Consider the following 22,261-nt stretch of genomic DNA (forward strand, 5'->3'; position numbering starts at 1 on the left):
TATCCATCTCTTAACGCTTCAAACTCTTTGAATCTTCCTTAAAATGTATACCTTTGTGCCGCTTTTTATGTAAGGAAGCGGTTATATGTTTAACTTGTAAGGAATAAGGGAAAAGTCTATGCAAAAGTCCGACTGCATCATCAGTGTGGAACATGTGTCTAAATTCTTCGGAGACAAGGCTGTACTGAATGATGTGAATTTGTTTGTCCGCAAGGGCGAGTTTGTAACTATATTGGGACCTTCCGGATGTGGTAAGACCACTTTATTGCGTCTGATTGCCGGATTTCAGACTGCTTCAGAGGGAGAGATCTCAATAGCAGGAAAAGAGATTACACAAACACCGCCGCATCAACGTCCGGTAAATACCGTGTTTCAGAAATATGCGCTGTTCCCTCACCTGAACGTTTTTAATAATATCGCTTTCGGCTTGAAACTAAAAAAACTGTCTGCCGCAGTGATTGAAAAGAAGGTAAAACAAGCTCTTAAGATGGTAGGCATGACTGATTACGAATATCGCGATGTAGACTCTCTTTCCGGAGGCCAGCAGCAACGTGTTGCCATTGCCCGCGCCATTGTAAACGAGCCTGAAGTATTGCTGCTTGACGAACCCTTGGCTGCCCTCGACCTGAAAATGCGTAAGGACATGCAGATGGAGTTGAAAGAAATGCATAAATCCCTCGGTATAACCTTCGTCTATGTTACCCACGACCAGGAAGAAGCTTTGACGTTGAGTGATACCATTGTTGTTATGAGTGAAGGTCGCATCCAGCAGATCGGAACTCCTATCGATATCTATAACGAACCTATCAATTCGTTCGTAGCCGACTTCATCGGTGAAAGTAATATCCTGAACGGATTGATGATCAAAGATAAACAAGTTTCCTTTGCCGGTCACGATTTTGAATGTGTCGACGAAGGTTTCGGCGAACAAGCTCCGGTCGACGTCGTGATCCGTCCTGAAGATATTTATATTTTCGACCCCTCGGATGCAGCTATGCTGACCGGAACAGTTACTTCCTCTATCTTTAAAGGCGTCCATTATGAAATGATGGTGCAGACTCCCGAAGGGTATGAATTCATGGTGCAGGATTACCACTGCTTCGATGCAGGCCAGGAAGTAGGTCTACTGGTGAAACCTTTCGATATCCACGTCATGAAGAAAGAACGTGTATGCAATACCTTCGAAGGAAAGCTGGTCGACCCGACCCATGTGGAGTTCTTAGGCAGTACTTTCGAATGCAAGGAAGTGGCCGGTATCGATCCTGATACACCGGTAAAGGTGGAAGTCGATTTCTGTCATGTTATACTGGAAGATAATGAGGAAGACGGTAAACTGACCGGTGAAGTGAAATTTATCCTCTATAAAGGCAACCATTATCATCTGACCGTGTTTACAGACTGGGACGAAGATATTTTTGTCGATACGACAGACGTCTGGGATGACGGCGACCGCGTCGGTATCCGGATTGCCCCTGAGAACATTCGTATTATTCACAACTAAAAGGAAGGGAAGTGATAAATAAAATCTCCGTATTCTTTTTGCGTCGCAGGAACTGGACAATTCCTTACGCATTATTTCTGGCAGTATTCGTAGTTATGCCGTTGCTCCTGATCGTCCTGTATGCTTTTACAGATGCCGAAGGAGCGTTTACTTTTGCTAATTTCCGTAAATTCATGATGCATCCCGAAGCATTGAATACCTTCATTTATTCTATTGGGATCGCTATTATTACCACCTTGGTTTGCCTTATACTGGGTTATCCGGCAGCCTATATACTTAGTCAGGCACGTTTTAACACCTCCCGTACGATGGTGGTATTGTTTATCCTGCCGATGTGGGTAAACATCCTGATCCGTACGCTGGCAACAGTCGCCCTGTTCGACTTCCTGAACCTTCCGTTGGGAGAGGGGGCGTTGATCTTCGGTATGGTGTATAACTTCCTGCCTTTTATGATCTATCCGATTTACAATACGTTGCAGAAGATGGATCGCAGCCTGATTGAAGCCGCCCAGGATTTAGGGGCAAATCCATTTCAGGTCTTTATGAAAACAATCTTTCCTTTGTCTATGCCCGGTGTGATGAGCGGTATCGTGATGGTGTTTATGCCGACCGTATCTACTTTCGCTATCGCCGAGTTGCTGACAATGAACAATATCAAACTGTTCGGTTCGACCGTACAGGAAAGTATCAACAACGGAATGTGGAACTATGGAGCCGCTCTGTCTCTTATCATGCTCTTATTGATCGGAGTTACCATCTTGTTTACCAACGAAGAGGATAATGCTTCTAATGAAGGAGGAGGTGTGATATGATGACGAAAATAATGGCTAAAGCCTATCTGTGGTTACTTCTTTTGCTCCTTTATTCCCCGATCCTGATCATTATGATCTTCTCTTTTACCGAGGCAAAAGTATTGGGTAACTGGACGGGATTTTCAACAAAGTTGTATAGTTCGTTGTTTACCGGAGGTGTGCAACGTTCGCTGGTCGGTGCCTTGTGGAATACATTCGCCATTGCCATGCTGGCCGCGTCTATCTCCACTCTGCTAGGGAGCATTGCAGCAATAGGTATCTTTAATTTGAGAAGCCGCCCGCGTCAGGTCATGAACTTCACGAATGCCATACCGATGATGAATGCGGATATTATAACCGGGGTTTCCCTTTTCCTGCTGTTCGTCAGCTTCGGTGTATCGCAGGGATTTACTACGGTGGTACTGGCACATATCACGTTCTGTACTCCTTATGTGGTATTGAGTGTGATGCCCCGTCTCAAAAAAATGAACCAGAATGTATATGAGGCAGCCCTCGATCTGGGAGCAACCCCGTTCCAGGCTTTACGTAAGGTGATCCTGCCGGAGATCCGTCCGGGAATGATCAGCGGATTTATCCTGGCGTTCACGCTTTCGATCGACGATTTTGCCGTTACGATCTTTACCATTGGTAACGAAGGGCTCGAAACGCTGTCTACGTTCATTTATGCGGATGCCCGGAAGGGAGGTCTTACACCGGAGTTACGCCCGCTTTCCACCATTATCTTCATCACCGTACTGGTGCTATTAATTGTGATTAACAAGCGTGCCGATAAAGCCGGTAAGTAACATCAAAGAGGAATAGAAGAATGAAAAGACTAATTAAAATAGTATGTGTGCTGGTTGCTTTTCTGGGTGTCTTATCTTCTTGTGCCCGGACAGATAAGGAACGCAGTAAGATATTAAAGATATACAACTGGGCCGATTATATCGACGAAGAAATACTGGTCGAATTTCCTGAGTGGTATAAGGAGCAGACCGGAGAAGACATCCGGATCATCTACCAGGTATTCGATATCAATGAGATCATGCTCACCAAGATAGAGCGTGGTCACGAAGATTTTGACCTTATATGCCCTTCTGAATACATCATCGAACGTATGTTGAAAAAGAAGTTGTTGCTTCCTATCGACCGGAACTTTGGTAAGACGCCGGATTATCTGGACAACATATCTCCTTATATCCAGGAGCAGCTGAATAAGCTGAGCCAACCGGGTATGGAAACTACCGATTATGTGGTTCCTTATATGTGGGGTACGGCCGGTTTATTGTATAACAAAAAGTTTGTTACCCAGGATGAGGTGATGACCTGGGATTGCCTCTGGAATCCGAAGTATAAGAACAAGATCCTGATGAAAGACAGTTATCGCGATGCCTACGGTACTGCCATCATCTACGCCCATGCCAAGGAACTGGCTGACGGAACTATTACGGTAGAGCAACTGATGAACGATAACTCACCCGAAGCGATCGCTATCGCCGAGGAGTGGCTGAAACGCATGAAACCCAATATCGCCGGATGGGAAGCCGACTTTGGAAAGGAAATGATGACCAAAAACAAAGCGTGGCTTAATCTGACCTGGAGTGGTGATGCCGTATGGGCAATGGAAGAAGCAGAAGCGGTGGGAGTGGAGCTGGGCTATGAAGTTCCGTTGGAAGGTAGCAATATTTGGTACGATGGCTGGGCGATCCCCAAGTATGCACGCAATGTGAAAGCGGCAAGCTATTTCCTCGATTTCCTTTGTCGTCCCGATATAGCCTTGCGTAATATGGATGCAAATGGGTATGTAAGTGCCGTTGCAACCCCTGAAATACTGGAAGCGAAAATAGATACGACGATCGAAGAGTTCTCCGATCTGAGTTATTTCTTCGGTCCCGGCAACGATAGTATTCAGATCAACCAGGTACAATATCCGGACCGTAAAGTGGTGGAACGTTGCGCCATGATCCGTGATTTCGGTGATGAAACCGAACTTGTACTTGAGATGTGGAGTCGTGTGAAAGGCGATAACCTGAATACAGGTATTGTCTTATTGATTTTTGCGGTATTCGGACTCCTGTTTGTTTGGGTGGTCTATCGCAGGATACGTGATTATAAACAAAAACAGCGTTACCGTCGACGTCGCCGGCGCTGGTAATTATTAGTTGAAGCATGGAAGGAATAAAAAACCTGATTATAGACTTTGGAGGGGTGATTATCAATCTGACCCGCAACCGTTGTGTAGAGGCGTTCGAAAACTTTGGTGTGCCCGACGTCCGCGACCGGATATTGAATAGTAAAGACCTCTTTATGCAGATAGAGATGGGTACAATCTCTTCGGCCGAGTTCCGGGATGGTATTCGCCATCTTACCAGTCAGCATCTTACCGACGAACAGATCGATGCCGCCTGGATTGCTATGCTCGACGATGTACCTGCCTATAAGCTGGATCTATTGATGGAACTCCGCGCTAAGTACAACACGATGCTACTCAGCAATACGAACGAGATTCATTGGCTCTGGGCCGAGAAAAATAGTTTTGCCTACAACGGACATCATGCCAAAGACTTTTTCAATAAGATCTATCTTTCATACGAACTGAATATGGTCAAACCCAATGCCGATATTTTCGAATATGTATTAAAGGATGCCAGTCTCGATCCGGCAGAAACCCTGTTCATAGACGATGCTACAGCCAATTGCCGTACAGCCGAGTCATTAGGTATCCGCACTTATGCTCCCCAGCCTCGGGAAGACTGGTCGCATCTTTTTAAGTAAATAATTCCTGTGCAGTTGCTCGAAAGGCTATGAAGCTTTTTTAGACGGTTCTGACATAGTAGTGATAAGCTGCCAGCACTATTGTATCGGTTGGCTACCATAACTAAGGTAGTAAGCTGGCACAATAGTGCTGGTATTTTATATATCCTTTACTTTTAGGATATTGTATGATGTTCCTATATCATACACATCTGTTCCGTCTACTTTCTTGATATATTTTACTACGCGGATAGTGACAGGCAGGATCAATACTTCATAGAGTGATTTCAGTACGGCTTGTGTCCCTATCATAATAAGTAATTCTGTCGGGGGGATCAGTCCGAGGAAAGCTATCGGGAAGAAAATCAGCGAGTCGGCACTCTCTCCGGCCAGTGTCGATGCGATAGCACGTAGTGAGAAATTTTTTCCTTTTGAAGCGATCTTCATCTTGCTCATCACATACGCGTTCAGGAATGAACCGACCAGGAAAGCGATCAGGCTTGCTATGGCGATACGCGGCGCCATCCCGAAAACGAAGTTGAAGCCTTCTTCTCCTTCCCAGAATGGGGCGGCAGGCAACATTACAGCCAGTTGTGCAAATCCAATAACGAGGAAGTTGGACGCAAAACCACTCCAGATAATCAGACGTGCTTTCTTAAAGCCCCAGACTTCGGCAATACAGTCGTTAATGATGTAGGAAATCGGGAATACTATTAGTCCGGCTGTGGCGGTGATACCAAATACCTGAACAACTTTGGTCTCCAAAAGGTTGGAAGCAACCAGGCATATATTAAACAGGATGCCCAGTAGCATGAAGGGGATTGAAACAGTCGTCTTCTGCATAATTCTTGTTTTTTACGAGGTTTATCAAGCACTCGGGAAAGCATAAACTTTCCTTATCATGTCTCTTTATTATTTCGGCCGCAAAGATAAAGAGAATATTTGAAAGACCGAGGGAAAGATTCTTTTTTTAAAACCGATGGGCATAAGTCAGGCCTATTGCATGCTTGTAGTTTACCGGATCGTACACATTAAATATATGATAACGGTAGTATAATTGCAGCGAATTCTGTTTATCTATCTTGTAATCGCTTCCGGCAGAAAAACGGATACGATCGGTATGCATTTGTCCCTGATAGCCTGTGTCGTTGAATATTTCGGCATAGGCGAAGGGAGATAAACCTGTTTTCCGGATCTTATAAGAGAGTGTAAGCATGGTCCGGAGATAGTTCTTGGGATGCTGTGAACCCGTTTTGTACGTACTTTGAAACCGTTCACGAAGCGACAGGGAGAAGTTGCCGATAGGATAATTGCCCGAAACATAAATGTAATAGCGGTTGCGTAGTTCTTCAGATGCCTTATACTGGCAGAGCAACATATAAGCGATACCGGTTTTCAGATAGCGGTTGAACGTGTAGTTCACTTCTCCGGTGGTCAGGAACCATTCGGCTTGCCGGAAATTACTCTTCGGACGTATATCTTCTTCAAATAAGAAAGAAAAGTGACGGTATATTTTCCCGGACAGGCTGACCTTGAATGCCATCCCTGCTCCGTCCATTGCAGCTAGGGGAGAATATCCTGTCGATATCAATAGAAAGCATAGTATAAAGCAACAATTTCGTTTGAAATAGTTTTTCATGGAACTTAGAATGTGTTTTTAGTTTAGTATCTCTGCAAAGATAATGATAAAACCACTATTTTTGTTGTCATTGTAACTTAATAAAAGAAATTCATAGTATGAAAGACATGAAGAAATGGCTTGTAATAGCCATGTGTACATTGGCGACATCCCCACTTTTTAGCCAGCAGAACGACTGGGCGCAGTTCGGGCGTTATGCAGAAGCGAATAAATCGGTGCAGACACCTACGCGGGTCGTCTTTATGGGAAACTCTATCACGGACGGTTGGTGGAATACCGACTCCTTATTTTTCAAAAACAACCGTTACATAGGCCGGGGAATAGGAGGGCAGACTACTGCACAAATGCTGGTCCGGTTCCGTGCCGATGTAATAAACCTGCAACCTAAAGCAGTGGTAATCCTGGCGGGTACTAATGATATCGCCCAGAATAACGGGTATATCTCACCCGAAAATATCCTGGGTAATATTATCTCGATGGCGGAACTGGCTAAAGCCAATAATATAGATGTAGTTCTCTGTTCCATCTTACCTGCTTACGAATATGGCTGGCGTAAAGGACTTGAACCTGCCGACAAGATCATTGCCCTGAATAAGATGATCAAAGAATATGCCGATAAGAACAATCTGACTTATGTGGATTATCATTCAGCCCTGAAAGATGAGCGTAACGGTCTTCCGGAAAAGTATTCGAAAGATGGCGTGCATCCCACAATGGATGGGTATGTGATTATGGAAAAACTGATCTCGGCCGCTCTTGAAAAGTATTAAAAGTAGTTGGTTACTCTGCCTTTCTTCGGGCAGAGTAACTTGCAAATATACACAGTCGTTTACGATTGCCTGTCGGGGTAATCAAAAACAATCAATCAATGAATAAAAATGATGTTCAGGTCAGGAGAACTACTTCTGACGATTTTAATGATGTAATGCAGGTAGAAACGCTCGCTTTCGGTAGTGCGAAAGAAGCGGAATGGGTTGCGGAAGTCCTGGCTGATGCGAATGAACCTTATCTCTCCTTATTAGCTCTTTATGAGGGAGAAGCAGTCGGTCATATCCTGTTTACACGGGGAATACCGGATGAGGACAAAGAGGCTTCATCGGTATATATACTCGCTCCGCTGGCTATAAAACCGGCATACCAGAAACAAGGAATTGGCGGCCTGCTTATCGAAACGGGACTTCAGTATCTGAGGGAGTCAGGTGTTCGACTTGTCCTGGTTTTGGGACATAAAGAGTATTACCCTCGTCATGGATTTAAAGGAGACGCAGAAGGAGCCGGTTACTTTCCGCCTTATCCGCTTCCCCGTGAGTATGCTGACTATTGGATGTACCAATACCTGACACCCGATGTGGAGAGTATTCCCAAAGGTCGTATCGGGTGTACTGCCGCCCTGGACAAACCGCAACATTGGCGGGAGTAGGAAGAAAGTCGATACCGCCTGCTGGAAAAAGAATATGTATATTTGCCATCCTAATCGGAAATAAATGTATAAGATAGAAAAAGGAACAGCGGCGGATATCGACGAACTGGAGCAGTTGTATAATGAGTTGAACGACCATTTGGAAGCAACAATCAATTATCCCGGCTGGATAAAAGGTATTTATCCGGTCCGGGAGGATGCGGTGAAAGGTATAGGATGCGGGGCACTGTTCGTTCTGCGGATAGAAGGACGGATAGCGGGGAGTATTATTTTAAGTCATGAACCCGAAGAAGCATACACCCAGATCCGTTGGGAGATAGAAGCGGATTATGCAGATATCCTGGTCATCCATACCTTCGTCGTACATCCTTTATTTATGAAACAAGGCGTTGGTTCCGCTTTGCTCCGTTTTGCGGAGCAATACGGAAGACAGGAAGGAATGAAAGCAATCCGTCTGGATGTCTCCATACATAACGCACCCGCTATTGCCGCATATGAAAAGCACGGGTATCGTTATGTGGGAACTGTCGACCTGGGATTGAATTATCCGCACCTGGTATGGTTCAGGCTGTATGAACAGCTTTTATAGTTCAATCTCCAACACCGCCGGACAATGATCCGAGTGCACTGCATCATTCAGGATATAGGCATCCTTCAATAGCGGTTTGACCGGCTCGCTGACCATACAGTAGTCGATGCGCCATCCTTTATTGTTCTTGCGGGCACTGAAGCGGTAGCTCCACCAGGTATATTGCTGCTTATCCGGGTTCAGAAAACGGAATGTGTCGATAAAACCGGCATCCAGAAAACGGGTCATCCATTCACGTTCTTCGGGAAGGAAGCCGCTATTGGTTGCATTACGTACCGGATCGTGAATGTCTATCGGTTCGTGGCAAATATTATAGTCGCCGCAAAGGATCAGTTTCTTTCGTGTTTTTTGCAGTTCGACCACATAGTTCTGAAAATCTTCCAGCCACTCCATCTTGAAAGCCTGGCGTTCATCACCGCTTGTACCCGAAGGATGATAGACACTTACGACAGAGGTGTCGCCATAGTCTGCCCGTATAAAGCGACCTTCATTGTCATACTTTTCGATACCCATACCGATTTCTACATGATCGGGTTCCCGGCGGGTAAGGATGGCAACACCGCTATACCCCTTCTTTTGTGCACTGAACAGATAAGGTGTGTAACCCAGTCCTTCAAATGCTTCGGTAGGAAATTGCTCGGGTTGAAGTTTGGTTTCCTGAATACAGAGCACATCCGGTTGTTCCTGCATTAACCATTCGGGCAGTCCCTTGGTTACGGCTGCGCGAAGTCCGTTTACGTTATATGTGATGATCTTCATATAATCTGTTTTATGATTGTTTATATGAATTCAAAGATACAATTTAACAAGCTGATGTACTAATTTTACCAAATAAATCTCTTGCCGGGTCTATCCTTTTCCCAGAAAATGGGTATCCAGATACTGTGTGAATTTGTCCTTATACTGATTACCGATAGGAATATATACGTCTTTTCCAAAGATAATACGGTTGTTTGCCACAGCTGTGATCTTGGAGAGGTTGACCATATAAGAACGGTGTACCCGCATGAACTTTTCGGGCGGTAGTTTATCCTCCAGTACCTTCATACTAAGGAGAGACATCACCGGTTTCTGGTCTTCTGAGAATATCCGCACATATTCATTCTGGCTTTCTATATACAGGATCTTACTCATATCGATACGTATCATCTTGTAATCCGCTTTGATATACAGATCGTTGTTTACAGAAACAGTCTCTTCGCCCGATGTGGAAACGACCGGAGCCGATTGAACGGGAGCGTTCAGCAATTCCATTTGCCGGAGGGCTTTGTTGGCAGATTTCAGAAAATCGTTGTATCCGAAAGGTTTCAATAGATAGTCGAGCGCATCTACCCGGAAACTTTCAACAGCATATTCCGAATAAGCGGTAGTGAAAATAATAAGCGGCTTTTTGACCAGTGACTTGACAAAGTCCATCCCGTTCAGATCCGGCATATTTATATCTGCAAAGATCAGGTCGACGGGGTGGGTGGCTATCACATCTAATGCTTCAAGTGCACTTGGACAAGCCTTTACAAGTTGCAGGAAAGGTACTTTCCCGATATAACCGGTTATCTGTGCCAGTGCCAGCGGTTCATCGTCGATAGCAATACATCTTATTATCATAATTGTATGGGTATTATCAGTAAGACACGATATTCATTCTCTTCACTTTTGATATCCAGCGTATAGTTATTATCATAAAGCAGGCGAAGGCGTTTTTTGACGTTTTCGAGTCCGATGCCTTTATGTTGTTCGCCGGCATTGTTGAAACTGCTGTTTACTACCAGGCATTCCAGTTCATTCTCTTTTATCTCCATATATAGACGGATAAACGATTTCTGTTGGTAGCTGATGCCATGCTTGAATGCATTTTCAAGGAACGAGATAAATAACAACGGCGGGATCTGTATGTTCGGAACCTCTTCAGGCAGGGATATCCGGATATCGACCTGATCGGTATACCGTAGTTTCATCAGTCCGACATAGTTATTCAGAAAACGGATCTCCTTTTCTAGTGGTAATGTAGGCAAGGCAGCGTCATACAAGACGTAGCGCATCATCTTGGAAAGTTCGAGAACGGTCTCTTTGGCTTTCTCTGTATCCAGGTCGATCAGGGCATGAATATTATTCAACGTATTCATGAAGAAATGCGGGTTGATCTGATGTTTCAGATATTCCAGTTCTGTTTGAAGCGTATGCTTTTCGAGTTCCTTCATCCGGTGTTCGTCACGTATGGATTTAAAGAGGAATTTGATTGCCACATTCAGCCCCAACACCAGGATGGCGATCAGGATGTGGTTGACCATCGGTGAGATCATGCCCGGCATCCGCCACATAGGAGGATGTTCCGGTTGACGGGGCGGTTCTTTCCTGTCGGGGAACTGATGTATCCTTTCGTTCATCGGCGGACGTTCCATCCTGAATTCACGGGGTGGCCATTTATCCGGGTTATCCGGTCGTTTTAACTTCATAAACGGATTCAGGGCAAAGATCAGGCAGACCGTTAATGCAGTAAATAACAGATACAACCACGATTTTTTCCGTATCAATAGGAGAGGGATAAGCACATAGTTGTTGATAATAAAAAGAATGAAGAAAGGAGCGATGATCTTCCAGGCACGAAAAATATCGTTCCAGTTGATCGTCTCTCCGTTATATTTATGTTCCAGTACAGGCGAGCTCCATATCACTACCCATATAATCAGGTAGATCAGGTTCTCCAGGAGCCTTTGCCGTTGTTCTTGTTTTTCCATTCCGGTCAGAATTTATATGAATATCCCAGGCCTATCATGTGTTTACCATTCCCTTCGTCGTCATCTTTAAAGTTAATATACCGGTAATACAGTTGCAGGGAGTTTCGTTTATTCAGTTTATACTTGCTGCCAGCCGTATATCTCAGTTTATTCATTTTATTCCCTTGCGGATCGTTCAGCGTATTATATAATTCGACAGATGCGTAAGGTTCAAATTTGCAATTCCGGATATCGTATTCCACTTCGAGCCGGCTGCGGAGATATAATTTCGGATTGGCCCGCTTATTTGTCTCTTTGATCCCGACACGATATGTACTTTGAAATCGCTCCCGTAAAGATACGGTAAAGCGGTCAAAACGATACGAACCGGTGGCATAAAAATAATAACGGTGACGCACTTCCCAACCTTTCGTCTCATGATTATAATTGATCAGATTATAGGCGCCTCCCAGTTTGAGAAACTTCCAGGGCTTGTAACTTAAGTCGAGTGTGGTAGAGAAGCGGTCTGTTTCGCTCAGGTTGTCACGCAGGCGGAACTCTTCTTCCAGCGACAGATTCAGACCCGGGACAATCTTCTTCGTTACATCGACACTCAGTGACGAACCGAAGTCATTCTGGGCCCGGAGAGAAGAGCCGGCCAGCAGGCATAAAGCGAATAGTTTTACTTTCAGATATTTCATAAGGCAGTAGTTTTAACAGGTTTTATTCCCCTTCCCGCGGGAAACGGGTTAATGTATCGACTGTATTGATCTCCTGTGAATCGGATTCATAATAGACTTTGATAAAAGCGGCATCACGCAGGAAATCGATATGCCCGATCTCTATCTTTTGTATATCCAATCCGGTACGACTGCGGAGGTCGGAGAGGAGTTCATCCCTTTTTTCCGGTACGATCAACTGTATCTTATCGTATAAGATCAGTTTGCAGGAAACATGCTTCAACCAGCGTTCGCTTTCCAGTAGCCAGGTGACGAGAAGAAAGATACAGTTTGTCGCAATAAGCTCTGCGAAACTGATCTGTACAGCCAATGCATTGATAACGGAAAGGGCGATGATGATGAACAGGTAAGTCATCTCCCGGATAGGCACCGACTCTGTGCGGTAGCGTATAATCCCGAAGATGGCAAATATACCCAGTGCAAAACCAATCTTTAGCTTCACACTTCCCATCAGGATAATAAGGAAAAACACACTGACATTGATCAGCGAGAAAGTGAAATAATAATCCCTCCGTCTGCTTTTGGGATAATAAAAGAAATGGATGATCAGACCGACCACCACGAAGTTAAAGAGGAAGCGGAGTATCAGTTGTGTAAATGCATCCGTATCCATGACGGGGCTTCCCATCAACTGTGCTTCTTCTGCAATATCAAAGAATGTATCCATATGAATAATTGGCTAGTTTATTTATTTGAGTTAGTTTCTTCTTGAAGCGGTTCCGCTTAACAGCCGGGTTAGTCAGTAATATACCTAAACAGTATTTGCTGATGCTGACCGGATGAATACGCAACCGGGAAAGATATTCTTTTGCACGGGAGGGTATATTACCATCCTGCTTAAGTTCGATGATGACCAATCCCGGTAGCGATTGTTCTATACCGGTGGCGAGGTTACGGAAACAAAGTCCGGTATCGATCGTAAGCCGTTCTGTCTTCTCCCGGTTTACAAGGGTGATACGGTCGAACTGGTTTTCCACCTGTAATACCAGTTCCTGTAGTTTGAAACAAGCATGTTTGCAAAGGAATTTTTCTGCATCTGCCGTCTGGTAAGGGTTCATCCGGGGAAGAGGCATCCGTACTTTCCGGGTTCTACCTTTGTTGTTCTTATCTTTTATTTCGAGAAAGGTCAGGCTGGAGTCCGTGTAAGACCGCATGCGTATTTTCTCACGGGTACGGCGTCCGTTCTGGTGAGCCAGGTACATGGCCAGTCCGGGAGTATCCAGATAGATCGTTTGGTACGGGCTGATCCGTTTACCATTTATTTCCTGTATATAATAGTCTTTCTGCAACTGTTCCAGAAATAAAACCAACTGTTCGGTGGTAGTTGTGTATTTTGTATCTGTCCGGTTCATCAGCCGGACACCTTCCATCTCGGCCAGCGAGATGGAAGGGAAACCGTTCAGGATGGAGTTGATAACCTTTTCTTTCATTTTGCTTTTCAGACTAATAGATATACTTATTACATTTTGGTTTCAAAAATAGAAAGGCTTTTATTGGATAAGAAAAATAATCAGTGAAATGGGGTTTTTATCCCATGAAGGAGGAGAGTGACATTACTGTATGGGTATGGTGACACTACTATGTAGATGCGATGATACAACTATACGGATGTGGTGACACTACTGTGTGGATATAGTAGCATAAAACAGGGTATCTCTCTTTTCACTGATAAAAACCTCTTGTTTACAGATACTTTTTGGTGAGGCTGGGAAGGGAGGTTATTTTTGGAGATAAAAACGAAAGGATTATGATAAAGTATAATATTGTAAGTAGCTACTTGTTTTTATTTTCCCTGATCATATCGATATTGTCATTACCGTCTTGCAGTACGGATGATATCTCTTCCGGTGAAGAAACAAAGACAGTACCCGATGATGAGAAAGACTCGGTCGATAACTCTTCTTTTTCTACTACGGTCACTATTTCTTTTGACAATATCGTGACGGTTTCCAATCCGATGGCAGATAATGGTGTATCTGTCCAGGTCGACAACGGACAGGTAACAGTCGTTTCGACAGCAGAAGAGATAGAATATATCCTCTCCGGAACAACTGCCAACGGCATGGTAAAGATATATAGTGATTATAAATTCAAGCTGACATTCAACGGTGTCTCCATTACGAATCCTTCCGGCCCGGCTGTCAATATCCAATCACACAAACGTGTATTCGTTCAGTTGAATGATAATACTCAGAATATATTGACCGACGGCTCTTCTTATGATACGAACGGAAGCGAGGACCAAAAAGCTGCCTTCTTCAGTGAAGGGCAACTGATCTTCAACGGCAATGGTTCCCTGACTGTCAACGGTAATAATAAACATGCCATTTGCAGCGACGATTATGTACGGATCTATGAAGGAAACTTCCTGCTGACCAGCAAGGTATCTGATGGCATTCATACAAACGATGCTGTCATAATCGATGGCGGAACACTGGTTATCAATGCAACAAAAGACGCCATAGAATGTGAAGAGGGTTATATCCTTATCCAGGACGGTAATATTACGATTGTCAGCGGCGACGAAGGAATCACCACCTCTTACGAAGGCTCCGACTCTTCCATTAATCCTTATATGGATATCAATGGAGGAACGATCGATATAACCACCACAGGAACTTCCGCGAAAGGAATAAAGAGCCTCGGCAACCTGACTATCAACGGAGGTAACATAAAGGTTAAGACCTCCCTCCGTGAAGCGGAAGGTATCGAAAGCAAACGCGAACTGGTCATTAACGACGGTTATATCATTGTCGAAGCCTACGACGACTGTATCAATGCTGCTACCTCTATCATTATCAATGGCGGAGAAATCTACTGTTATAGTGCTGCAAACGACGGTATAGATTCGAACGGTACATTGACGATTACCGGAGGTACTGTTATCGCCATCGGAACTTCTTCGCCGGAAGATGGATTCGACTGCGACCAGAATACCTTTAAAATTACCGGAGGAACCATTATCGGCGTAGGTGGAGGAACCAGTACACCGACATCCAAGGAATGTACGCAATCTTCTTTAGTCTATGGTGGAAGTGGAACACAGAACACATTGTTACATATCAGCGCAGCCGACGGAACAGACGTCCTGACCTTCCGCATACCACGTACACTTCAGCAAATGACCCTTTTGTTCAGTAGCCCATCACTGGCAAGCGGAGCAAGCTATACTCTGCAAACCGGAGGAACAGCGACAGGTGGAACCGACTTCTACGGACTTTACACCGGTGCCACCTATTCCGGAGGTACCCAGGCCGCTACCTTTACAACGAGTTCGATGATGACAACCGTTGGTTCTGTCTCCGGTGGAATAGGTGGAGGCGGAATGGGTGGTGGAGGAGGCAGACCCGGCGGCTGGTAAAAAAACTTCCGTTTTGTATACTATGAAAGCAAATGAATGATACTTTTGTAGCGGCAAAAAGAAAATAACACTAGAATAGTTCAGAATGGAAGATATCAGTTTTGAAGCCCGCGTGCTTCATACGCCTTACGAAAAGCCGAATGCTTACAACGCTTTATCCATGCCGGTATATAACACAGCCTCTTACGAATTCGATACGGCCTCCCGCGAAGCCTGCTTTGCATTTATGAACCGTCTGCGACTGATCCGCCGTGCAACCAACCTGTTCGATAATAAGACACTGGCTATCCATCCGGCAAGTACCATCTATGGCAGTTTTTCGGAAGAACAGCGTCAGAGCATGGATATCAGCCAGCAGACCATCCGTTTGTCGGTTGGTTTGGAGTCGGTGAACGATCTGTGTAAAGATATCGAACAAGCTTTAGCTACTGGCAAATGAGAACCTTTATTATAGCCGATAACCAGGATATTACTAAAGCCGGCATCTTATACCTGACAGATAAGATGCCGGAGATTGGTCTTGCGACTGAAGCGGCCGATAAGAAAGAACTGCTTCAGCTACTGATCCGGTATCCCGAAGCAATCGTTCTACTCGATTATACCTTATTCGACTTGAACGGGGCAGAAGAGTTGATCATCCTGCAAGCCAGATTCAGGAAAGTCTCCTGGATTCTATTCAGTGATGAATTAAGCGAAGATTTCATCCGCCGGATTGTCTTCAGTAGCGAAGCATTCAATATTTTGTTGAAAGATTCTTCTTTGGAAGAAATCTCCGGGGGTATTCTTTCTGCCTTTCATTCGCAGCAATTTCTTTGTAGCCGGATCAGGAGTTTACTTTCCGATAAACAAGTCGTATATGAACAAAAAGTACATCCGATACTAACCTCCACCGAAAGAGAAGTGCTGAAAGCCATTGCTTTAGGTAAGACAACCAAAGAGATTGCAGCCGAACGTTTTTCAAGTATCCACACCATTACCACCCATCGAAAAAACATTTTTCGCAAGCTGGAAGTCAACAATATACATGAAGCCACACGATATGCTCTCCGCGCCGGAATTATAGATTCTGCCGAATATTATATATAGAGTAATTTATTTCACTATCTTTACACCGTCATTAGTTGTCATACTATGGTTTATAAGTCCTGATGAACATTTTCCTAAATATGGCTGTTAATTTCATATATTATCAATTTTAAATAAGTACTCATGAATAGAGCAGAACTCATTACAGCCCTGGCTGAAAGAAGCGGGTTGCAAAAACAGAAAGCAAGCAAGGTGTTAGAAGCCTACATGGAGATCGTAACAGAAGTATTAACAGAGAATGAAGAACTGACCCTGATTGGTTTTGGAACCTTATCCCCAAGACCACAAACCAGCCGCATGGCTCGTAATCCAAAAACAGGTGAACCTGTTATGATCGAAGCTAGAAGAACCGTTAAGTTCAAACCTGGCAAGTTCTTATTGGAAGCTATGAACGGAAAGAAATGAAATAGCTGAATTAACAGAAAGAGGCTATCTCGGAAGTAAGACATAACGTTTAGCGTGTCAATTTCATCAGGACAATGACACTACAAGCTTACTTTGGGGACAGTCTCTTTTTGTTGACTATCCGTTATCCTGAAATTATACCATATCCTCCCCGGTCTTGACAATCTCTACCTTCAACGTCTTGTGGAAAGGAGTAAAGCGGGCGACCACCATAACGACAATAGCAAAAATCAATACATATCCGATAATCGTTTTCAATGCAAGCAGCAGACTCTGCGATTGCAGGATCGTGTAAAGGCTATTACTTGCCAGTTGGGTTGCATCCGTCATATTATGTCCCTGAGCCAATGCACTGTTCAATGACTGGTTATATTGCTGTGCCGCTAACGGATTCTGCATACTCATATTTTCCGAGAGGATAGCCATCCCTTGCAACTGTACGCGATAAAGCATATTATTAAAGAAAGAAGATGCCAACGCCGGAGCCAGTACAGACCGGCAGGCTATCAGAAAAAAGGCATTATATATCATCAGTTTGGGATTCATATCTTCCACCGCGTAGACACCGAAAGCGATAAACAGAATCATCATACCCATTCCACGGAGGAACATGGGAAGGTACAGCATCTCGTATGTTCCGTTAGGCATGATCCCGAAATAAAGAATACCTAGATAAATTACATAGCATAACATACCTCCGGATATCAGTATCCTGAAACGCCACCGTTGCCAGTGGAACCACCAGAAACAGATCACTGCCCCACATATAAATCCCGGCAACATCCATAGGTTGAGGAAGTTGGCATGTACACTATCCACCCGGATAATACTATTCATATAACTGGTGACCAGCGAACTGGTAGAAGAAAAGAACATGACCAGCATCATATAGAAATACCCGATCAAAGCCTTGCTGCTATTCAGTACTTCCAACCGGATATAAGGATTTTTCTTTGTCTTTTGCCGGAACAGGAATAGCCAGATCAATACCGGAATGGCAATCGCATACACCGTGATTTTTATCGATGAAAACCAGTCGAGCGTTTTGCCGTAAGTAGCAGAGTAAATGGTGAAAAGCAGGATAGAAGCCATCAGTAGGATACTTTTCCAATCGATTTCCCTGAACGGAAAGTTGATAGGACGCCGTGCATACCGGAAAAACATCAAGACAAAAGAGATAGCAACCAGCAACAGTAAAATAACGAAATAGTACATATATTGCCACTGATAATAATAGGCCAGTTGTGCCGTCACCGCCATCGAAACCTGTCCGGCAGAGAATACGATCGGATAGAAGTAAGCATAAAACTCACTACGGACATTCTTCGGACTGAACAGCGGGCGGATCATCAGAATAATTTCCAACATGGCAAAAGCTTTCAGGAAACCGATAAAGAAACTGCATACAATAATAATATCCATCTGGTTGACCTGTGCGCAAATAAAACTGAGTATCACCTGCAATAAGAGGTCGATCAATAGGATCGTCTTGGTCGTCACCACCGGTCGCACCTTCGGTATAAGCGGATAAGCTACCGCCATCCCTGCCGAGGTGGCATAGTATGCCATACTGATATCTTCACTCAACACCCCCAGTGTACCGGATACCTCGGTGATTGTTCCGGTATAGGCACCATTGATAAGGATGATCGGAAGCATCACGACAAAAGCCGTGACAATACCCAACCACCGGGGAACCCAGGGACAGATCGGAACACTGAGAAGGGATTGAGAGGACATATAGTAATTAATAATGAATAATTAATAATTGATGGTGGGGGGCATGGGAGTTTTTAATCCCTTTTCAACGCTTCCGTTTCCACCATCATCCCGGCACGAAGCAAGTTCATATCTTCGGAAGATATATCCATTAGGTCGATCCGTACGGGAATACGCTGCTGTATCTTTACAAAATTACCGGCGGAATTATCTGTCGGCACCAGCGAATATTTCGATCCGGTAGCTTCGGAGATTGCCGTTACTTTCCCGTGAAAGATGCGGTTGTCGACAGCGTCTACCTTGATGCGTACTTCCTGCCCGATATAAATATGGCTGATCTGCGTTTCTTTATAGTTTGCCGTTATCCATTTGTCGTCGCCACGCACCAGGTTACTCAATGTCTGTCCGGCCTGCACCAGTTGACCGGTTTCCAGTGTGCGACGGCCCATATATCCGGTTGCAGGAGCAACGTTTCATCCAGTCCAAGGATGACATCCATTTGCTGGGAGACGATGGCTATATTGTCGTCTGCCTCTCGGTAGGCCAGTTGATCGTTGGTCAGTTGCAGTTCGCTGCGCAACTCGTCATTACGGGTGACGATCCCTTCCTTCTTCAAGCGGCGGATATCCTCCAGGCGGCGTGTCGACTCTTCCACATTCCGGGCAAATACATCCTTTTGTTTATACAAGCTGAAAAGATCCATATACCGGCTGAGCAGAAGCAGCTTAATCTCGGCTTCATTATTGGTCGAGTTCAGGGCGGCGATCTGTTTTTCCAATGAGGAACGTTCGATCGTATAATGTATTTTTCCTCCCCGGTAGATCGGTTGCGTAACTTCTACATTATAATTATGCGACCAATCCGGCATATCCGGATGTACGGGTTGCGAAAGTCCTTTCCGGAAGACGGTCGGCTGTCCGATATATCCTGTAGTTGCCCCGATATGGATGTCCGGTAAGCTCGATGTTTGTGCCGTCTTTTCCTTGTCGGCAGCGATCACCTCCTGCATGCGGGTGGCTTTCAGTTGCAAACTATTCTCTGTGCCCAGCCGGAATAATTCATCGAGGGTAAGAGAATAAGCCTGTTGGGAACGGGTCGCAACAGGCTTCAGAATAAACAGTAACAATAATAAACTATATCTTATCGAATATCTCATTCAGCTTAGTCAATTGCTTCATACACGATTCCATGTGACGGGGATTCATTCGTTCGCCTATCTGGTCATACATATCTTTCAACATCGATTTTATGCGTCTGGCCATTTCTTCTCCTTCGGGAGTGAGGAAGATCAGTTTATTCCTCCGGTCGTTGGAGTCTTCCTGCCGGATCACCCAGTTTTTCTTTTCCAGGTTATTGATCAGGTTGGTCAGGCAGGCTTTATCTTTAGCTGTCTTTTCAGCCAGTGTTTGTTGGCTGACTCCTTGTTCTTTCCACAGGCAGTGCATGATTTGCAGCATTTCGAAAGTCATATCGATATTATTCTGCTTGAGCAACCGTTGGATCGTTTGCCGGAAAGTCATTCGTGTTTTTAGAACCAAAAGGTTGAGTTCGTGGGCTAATTCGCCATTTGCTGTCATACTTGTTCTCTTTGTTGGCGCAAAGGTATGTATTTCTTTTGAAATTGGTTTAATGTTTGACTATTTATTTTTATATGAAGGCCGGAAAACAAAGACTATTTGATGACGTTTCCGAATCAGACCGCAGATAGTCGTCACTACTCGCGCAGGGAATAAAAAATAGCCGCGCAGGGAATTACAACTACCTGCGCGGCTAATGACGACTACTATAAACCGATGATTTACTATTCTTTATTATAAGGGATATTCCTCAAATGCATACAACACCGTCGACAGATACCGTTCCCCTGTGTCTGGCAATAAGGCCACGATTGTCTTGCCTGCATTCTCCGGTAGTTCGGCCAGCTTCAACGCTGCATATACTGCTGCGCCGGAAGAGATTCCGACGAGTAAACCTTCCGTCTGTGCCAACTCACGGCTGGTGCGGATTGCATCGTCATTCTCTACCTGTATGATTTCATCTACAAACTTGCCGTTATAAGTTTTAGGGATGAAGCCGGCACCGATACCCTGTATCTTGTGCGGACCGGGCTTGCCTCCCGAAAGAACCGGTGAGTCGCTGGGTTCTACGGCAACGATCTTTACATTCGGGTTATGTGCTTTCAACCCTTCTCCAACACCACTGACTGTACCGCCTGTGCCTACACCGGCAACGAAGATGTCGACTTTACCATCCGTATCCCGCCAGATCTCCTGTGCAGTTGTCTTTATATGTACAGCAGGGTTTGCCGGATTTTCGAATTGTTGAAGGATAACAGATCCCGGTGTTTCGTCACGCAAGGCTTCCGCTTTGGCAATAGCACCTTTCATGCCTTCTGCTCCGGAGGTGAGGACGAGGTGTGCACCGAGTGCTTTCAGCAGGTTACGTCGTTCCAGGCTCATCGTCTCCGGCATGGTAAGTACCAGTTTGTATCCTTTAGCAGCTGAAACAAAAGCCAGGCCGACACCCGTATTGCCACTGGTCGGTTCGATAATGGTGGCTCCCGGCGTGAGGATGCCTTTTTCTTCGGCATCTTCAATCATTGCCAGGGCGATGCGGTCTTTCACACTGCCTGCCGGGTTGAAGTATTCTAGCTTTCCGATCAGTTTAGCATTTAAACCTTTATTTGCATTGAAATTGGAGAACTCTAACAAGGGAGTATTACCCACTAAGTCAGTTAGTTTTTGTGCTACGTTTGCCATATTCTTTCTAATTTTAGTTGTTCTTTATTTATACAACAAAGATAAGCATTGAATTGGTTGCCGGACATACCATAAAGAGGGTATATTTTATTTTTGTTTATTAACGATAAAAATAATTCTCTTATCTTTGTACTATTCTGAATGAAACAGATGGAAGAAAACGAACTTATTTTATTACTAAAACAGAGTAGCAAGGAGGCTTTCACGACTTTATATAAAAAGTACTGGAAGCAGGTGTACAATTTCAGCCGGCTTTACCTGACGAGTCAGAGTGTGGCGGAAGAAGTTGTACAGGAGGTTTTTATAAAGGTATGGGAATCGCGCGACTTCCTGCGTGAGGAAGAAAATTTCAAAGGATTATTATTCATTATCACCCGTAATCTTATCTTTAATATTCATCGAAAGAATGTAAATGAAGATTTCTATAAAATAACTGTCCTTTCCGCTATGGAAAGTTCGTATGATATAGAAGAAGAGATAGAAGCAAAGAACCTGAGCGAATATATCGATCTATTGATTGCCGAGTTGCCGCCACGTCGCCGTGAAATCTTTAATCTGAGCAGGAAAGAGAATAAAGCTTATAAGGAAATAGCGCTTTTATTGAATATATCGGAGAAGACCGTTGAGAATCAAATAAGCGAGGCACTCAAATATCTTAGGAAGAATATCGTTTTACTATCTCTGTTCGTATAGGACAAAACCATCCCCCTTTTTATTTTCTGAAAAAAAATTGCGACCGGATAGGGGGAACCTATCTGTTCGGGTGTATTTATTATAAAGCGA

The 22,261-nt window shown here is 44.4% G+C and carries 24 protein-coding genes and 2 pseudogenes; 13 read left to right on the forward strand and 13 right to left on the reverse strand.

What is annotated here, in order from left to right; translation table 11 throughout:
• Positions 1 to 118: 118 nt before the first annotated feature.
• Genes potA through BQ7394_RS08825 form a run of 5 tightly spaced genes read left to right on the forward strand, consistent with a single transcriptional unit; the run spans position 119 to position 5,067 of the window.
• Positions 119 to 1,501 (forward strand): polyamine ABC transporter ATP-binding protein, encoded by a 1,383-nt coding sequence (potA, locus tag BQ7394_RS08805; protein ID WP_075557106.1) that lies wholly within the window; start codon positions 119 to 121, stop codon positions 1,499 to 1,501.
• Positions 1,502 to 1,512: 11 nt separating this feature from the next.
• Positions 1,513 to 2,313, forward strand: a complete 801-nt coding sequence (locus BQ7394_RS08810) for an ABC transporter permease (protein WP_075557107.1) — start codon at positions 1,513 to 1,515, stop codon at positions 2,311 to 2,313.
• Positions 2,310 to 3,098, forward strand: coding sequence for an ABC transporter permease (locus BQ7394_RS08815; protein ID WP_075557108.1), 789 nt, complete (start codon positions 2,310 to 2,312; stop codon positions 3,096 to 3,098). Before BQ7394_RS08810 ends, BQ7394_RS08815 begins: the two co-directional genes overlap by 4 nt.
• 20 nt (positions 3,099 to 3,118) lie before the next feature.
• On the forward strand, positions 3,119 to 4,447 hold the full coding sequence (locus tag BQ7394_RS08820) for an ABC transporter substrate-binding protein (RefSeq protein ID WP_075557109.1): 1,329 nt from the start codon (positions 3,119 to 3,121) through the stop codon (positions 4,445 to 4,447).
• Between the two features lie 14 nt (positions 4,448 to 4,461).
• Positions 4,462 to 5,067, forward strand: a complete 606-nt coding sequence (locus BQ7394_RS08825; RefSeq protein WP_075557110.1) for an HAD family hydrolase — start codon at positions 4,462 to 4,464, stop codon at positions 5,065 to 5,067.
• Positions 5,068 to 5,205: 138 nt separating this feature from the next.
• Here the strand turns inward: BQ7394_RS08825 and BQ7394_RS08830 are convergent, their stop codons facing one another.
• Positions 5,206 to 5,889, reverse strand: coding sequence for a queuosine precursor transporter (locus BQ7394_RS08830; protein WP_075557111.1), 684 nt, complete (start codon positions 5,887 to 5,889; stop codon positions 5,206 to 5,208).
• A gap of 127 nt (positions 5,890 to 6,016) precedes the next feature.
• Positions 6,017 to 6,685 (reverse strand): DUF2490 domain-containing protein, encoded by a 669-nt coding sequence (locus tag BQ7394_RS08835; protein ID WP_075557112.1) that lies wholly within the window; start codon positions 6,683 to 6,685, stop codon positions 6,017 to 6,019.
• A gap of 98 nt (positions 6,686 to 6,783) precedes the next feature.
• On the opposite strand from BQ7394_RS08835, the gene BQ7394_RS08840 reads away from it, so the two are divergent.
• The 3 genes from BQ7394_RS08840 (at position 6,784) to BQ7394_RS08850 (ending at position 8,694) form a co-directional block, all read left to right on the forward strand.
• Complete coding sequence (locus BQ7394_RS08840) at positions 6,784 to 7,455, forward strand: SGNH/GDSL hydrolase family protein (RefSeq protein WP_075557113.1); 672 nt, start codon at positions 6,784 to 6,786, stop codon at positions 7,453 to 7,455.
• Positions 7,456 to 7,553: 98 nt separating this feature from the next.
• A complete protein-coding gene (locus BQ7394_RS08845) occupies positions 7,554 to 8,105 on the forward strand; it encodes a GNAT family N-acetyltransferase (protein WP_075557114.1) in 552 nt (183 codons plus the stop codon).
• A gap of 64 nt (positions 8,106 to 8,169) precedes the next feature.
• Positions 8,170 to 8,694, forward strand: a complete 525-nt coding sequence (locus BQ7394_RS08850) for a GNAT family N-acetyltransferase (RefSeq protein ID WP_075557115.1) — start codon at positions 8,170 to 8,172, stop codon at positions 8,692 to 8,694.
• Here BQ7394_RS08850 and BQ7394_RS08855 read toward each other — a convergent pair.
• The 6 genes from BQ7394_RS08855 to BQ7394_RS08880 form a co-directional block, all read right to left on the reverse strand.
• Entirely contained in the window at positions 8,689 to 9,453 is a 765-nt protein-coding gene (locus BQ7394_RS08855) for an exodeoxyribonuclease III (protein ID WP_075557116.1), read from the reverse strand. The genes BQ7394_RS08850 and BQ7394_RS08855 overlap by 6 nt on opposite strands.
• Positions 9,454 to 9,543: 90 nt before the next feature.
• Positions 9,544 to 10,296: a LytR/AlgR family response regulator transcription factor gene (locus BQ7394_RS08860; RefSeq protein ID WP_075559944.1), complete on the reverse strand. Its 753-nt coding sequence runs from the start codon at positions 10,294 to 10,296 to the stop codon at positions 9,544 to 9,546.
• Complete coding sequence (locus BQ7394_RS08865; protein WP_075557117.1) at positions 10,296 to 11,429, reverse strand: sensor histidine kinase; 1,134 nt, start codon at positions 11,427 to 11,429, stop codon at positions 10,296 to 10,298. Before BQ7394_RS08865 ends, BQ7394_RS08860 begins: the two co-directional genes overlap by 1 nt.
• A 5-nt stretch (positions 11,430 to 11,434) precedes the next feature.
• Positions 11,435 to 12,109, reverse strand: coding sequence for a DUF2490 domain-containing protein (locus BQ7394_RS08870; RefSeq protein ID WP_075557118.1), 675 nt, complete (start codon positions 12,107 to 12,109; stop codon positions 11,435 to 11,437).
• 22 nt (positions 12,110 to 12,131) lie between these two features.
• Entirely contained in the window at positions 12,132 to 12,815 is a 684-nt protein-coding gene (locus BQ7394_RS08875; RefSeq protein ID WP_075557119.1) for a DUF4956 domain-containing protein, read from the reverse strand.
• Complete coding sequence (locus BQ7394_RS08880) at positions 12,799 to 13,578, reverse strand: polyphosphate polymerase domain-containing protein (RefSeq protein WP_075557120.1); 780 nt, start codon at positions 13,576 to 13,578, stop codon at positions 12,799 to 12,801. The genes BQ7394_RS08875 and BQ7394_RS08880 overlap by 17 nt, the downstream gene beginning before the upstream one ends.
• 317 nt (positions 13,579 to 13,895) lie before the next feature.
• On the opposite strand from BQ7394_RS08880, the gene BQ7394_RS08885 reads away from it, so the two are divergent.
• The 4 genes and pseudogenes from BQ7394_RS08885 (at position 13,896) to BQ7394_RS08900 (ending at position 17,000) form a co-directional block, all read left to right on the forward strand.
• Positions 13,896 to 15,509 (forward strand): carbohydrate-binding domain-containing protein, encoded by a 1,614-nt coding sequence (locus BQ7394_RS08885; protein ID WP_075557121.1) that lies wholly within the window; start codon positions 13,896 to 13,898, stop codon positions 15,507 to 15,509.
• Between the two features lie 178 nt (positions 15,510 to 15,687).
• Positions 15,688 to 15,948: pseudogene (locus BQ7394_RS08890) on the forward strand (PLP-dependent transferase); the annotation flags it as partial.
• Positions 15,945 to 16,595: a response regulator transcription factor gene (locus tag BQ7394_RS08895; protein WP_075557123.1), complete on the forward strand. Its 651-nt coding sequence runs from the start codon at positions 15,945 to 15,947 to the stop codon at positions 16,593 to 16,595. The pseudogene BQ7394_RS08890 and the gene BQ7394_RS08895, both read left to right, overlap by 4 nt.
• Before the next feature lie 123 nt (positions 16,596 to 16,718).
• On the forward strand, positions 16,719 to 17,000 hold the full coding sequence (locus tag BQ7394_RS08900) for an HU family DNA-binding protein (protein ID WP_075557124.1): 282 nt from the start codon (positions 16,719 to 16,721) through the stop codon (positions 16,998 to 17,000).
• A 135-nt stretch (positions 17,001 to 17,135) separates the two neighbouring features.
• On the opposite strand, the gene BQ7394_RS08905 is transcribed toward BQ7394_RS08900, so the two are convergent.
• The 5 genes and pseudogenes from BQ7394_RS08905 to cysK all read right to left on the reverse strand — a co-directional run bounded on the left by BQ7394_RS08905 (position 17,136) and on the right by cysK (position 21,478).
• Positions 17,136 to 18,740 (reverse strand): MFS transporter, encoded by a 1,605-nt coding sequence (locus BQ7394_RS08905; protein WP_075557125.1) that lies wholly within the window; start codon positions 18,738 to 18,740, stop codon positions 17,136 to 17,138.
• 53 nt (positions 18,741 to 18,793) lie between these two features.
• Positions 18,794 to 19,186, reverse strand: a pseudogene (locus tag BQ7394_RS08910) (efflux RND transporter periplasmic adaptor subunit); the annotation flags it as partial.
• The gene (locus BQ7394_RS08915) at positions 19,114 to 19,875 is read right to left on the reverse strand and encodes a TolC family protein (RefSeq protein ID WP_262497537.1); all 762 of its coding nucleotides are present in this window, start codon (positions 19,873 to 19,875) and stop codon (positions 19,114 to 19,116) included. The pseudogene BQ7394_RS08910 and the gene BQ7394_RS08915, both read right to left, overlap by 73 nt.
• A complete protein-coding gene (locus tag BQ7394_RS08920) occupies positions 19,853 to 20,296 on the reverse strand; it encodes a MarR family winged helix-turn-helix transcriptional regulator (protein WP_075557126.1) in 444 nt (147 codons plus the stop codon). Before BQ7394_RS08920 ends, BQ7394_RS08915 begins: the two co-directional genes overlap by 23 nt.
• A gap of 234 nt (positions 20,297 to 20,530) precedes the next feature.
• Complete coding sequence (gene cysK, locus BQ7394_RS08925; protein ID WP_075557127.1) at positions 20,531 to 21,478, reverse strand: cysteine synthase A; 948 nt, start codon at positions 21,476 to 21,478, stop codon at positions 20,531 to 20,533.
• Between the two features lie 150 nt (positions 21,479 to 21,628).
• Here cysK and BQ7394_RS08930 point away from each other — a divergent pair, with 150 nt between their 5' ends.
• Entirely contained in the window at positions 21,629 to 22,171 is a 543-nt protein-coding gene (locus tag BQ7394_RS08930; RefSeq protein ID WP_075559945.1) for an RNA polymerase sigma-70 factor, read from the forward strand.
• Positions 22,172 to 22,261: the final 90 nt, after the last annotated feature.

Origin of the sequence: Parabacteroides timonensis, assembly GCF_900128505.1 — a bacterium.
GTDB classification, from domain to species: Bacteria; Bacteroidota; Bacteroidia; order Bacteroidales; family Tannerellaceae; genus Parabacteroides; species Parabacteroides timonensis.

What these genes read in the sequence shown, in the direction of transcription:
- potA (WP_075557106.1), top strand. Translation starts at nt 119, where the DNA reads ATGCAAAAGTCCGACTGCATCATCAGTGTGGAACATGTGTCTAAATTC.
- BQ7394_RS08815 (WP_075557108.1), top strand. Translation starts at nt 2,310, where the DNA reads ATGATGACGAAAATAATGGCTAAAGCCTATCTGTGGTTACTTCTTTTG.
- BQ7394_RS08820 (WP_075557109.1), top strand. Translation starts at nt 3,119, where the DNA reads ATGAAAAGACTAATTAAAATAGTATGTGTGCTGGTTGCTTTTCTGGGT.
- BQ7394_RS08825 (WP_075557110.1), top strand. Translation starts at nt 4,462, where the DNA reads ATGGAAGGAATAAAAAACCTGATTATAGACTTTGGAGGGGTGATTATC.
- BQ7394_RS08830 (WP_075557111.1), bottom strand. Translation starts at nt 5,889, where the DNA reads ATGCAGAAGACGACTGTTTCAATCCCCTTCATGCTACTGGGCATCCTG.
- BQ7394_RS08835 (WP_075557112.1), bottom strand. Translation starts at nt 6,685, where the DNA reads ATGAAAAACTATTTCAAACGAAATTGTTGCTTTATACTATGCTTTCTA.
- BQ7394_RS08840 (WP_075557113.1), top strand. Translation starts at nt 6,784, where the DNA reads ATGAAAGACATGAAGAAATGGCTTGTAATAGCCATGTGTACATTGGCG.
- BQ7394_RS08845 (WP_075557114.1), top strand. Translation starts at nt 7,554, where the DNA reads ATGAATAAAAATGATGTTCAGGTCAGGAGAACTACTTCTGACGATTTT.
- BQ7394_RS08850 (WP_075557115.1), top strand. Translation starts at nt 8,170, where the DNA reads ATGTATAAGATAGAAAAAGGAACAGCGGCGGATATCGACGAACTGGAG.
- BQ7394_RS08855 (WP_075557116.1), bottom strand. Translation starts at nt 9,453, where the DNA reads ATGAAGATCATCACATATAACGTAAACGGACTTCGCGCAGCCGTAACC.
- BQ7394_RS08865 (WP_075557117.1), bottom strand. Translation starts at nt 11,429, where the DNA reads ATGGAAAAACAAGAACAACGGCAAAGGCTCCTGGAGAACCTGATCTAC.
- BQ7394_RS08870 (WP_075557118.1), bottom strand. Translation starts at nt 12,109, where the DNA reads ATGAAATATCTGAAAGTAAAACTATTCGCTTTATGCCTGCTGGCCGGC.
- BQ7394_RS08875 (WP_075557119.1), bottom strand. Translation starts at nt 12,815, where the DNA reads ATGGATACATTCTTTGATATTGCAGAAGAAGCACAGTTGATGGGAAGC.
- BQ7394_RS08880 (WP_075557120.1), bottom strand. Translation starts at nt 13,578, where the DNA reads ATGAAAGAAAAGGTTATCAACTCCATCCTGAACGGTTTCCCTTCCATC.
- BQ7394_RS08885 (WP_075557121.1), top strand. Translation starts at nt 13,896, where the DNA reads ATGATAAAGTATAATATTGTAAGTAGCTACTTGTTTTTATTTTCCCTG.
- BQ7394_RS08895 (WP_075557123.1), top strand. Translation starts at nt 15,945, where the DNA reads ATGAGAACCTTTATTATAGCCGATAACCAGGATATTACTAAAGCCGGC.
- BQ7394_RS08900 (WP_075557124.1), top strand. Translation starts at nt 16,719, where the DNA reads ATGAATAGAGCAGAACTCATTACAGCCCTGGCTGAAAGAAGCGGGTTG.
- BQ7394_RS08905 (WP_075557125.1), bottom strand. Translation starts at nt 18,740, where the DNA reads ATGTCCTCTCAATCCCTTCTCAGTGTTCCGATCTGTCCCTGGGTTCCC.
- BQ7394_RS08915 (WP_262497537.1), bottom strand. Translation starts at nt 19,875, where the DNA reads ATGAGATATTCGATAAGATATAGTTTATTATTGTTACTGTTTATTCTG.
- BQ7394_RS08920 (WP_075557126.1), bottom strand. Translation starts at nt 20,296, where the DNA reads ATGACAGCAAATGGCGAATTAGCCCACGAACTCAACCTTTTGGTTCTA.
- cysK (WP_075557127.1), bottom strand. Translation starts at nt 21,478, where the DNA reads ATGGCAAACGTAGCACAAAAACTAACTGACTTAGTGGGTAATACTCCC.
- BQ7394_RS08930 (WP_075559945.1), top strand. Translation starts at nt 21,629, where the DNA reads ATGGAAGAAAACGAACTTATTTTATTACTAAAACAGAGTAGCAAGGAG.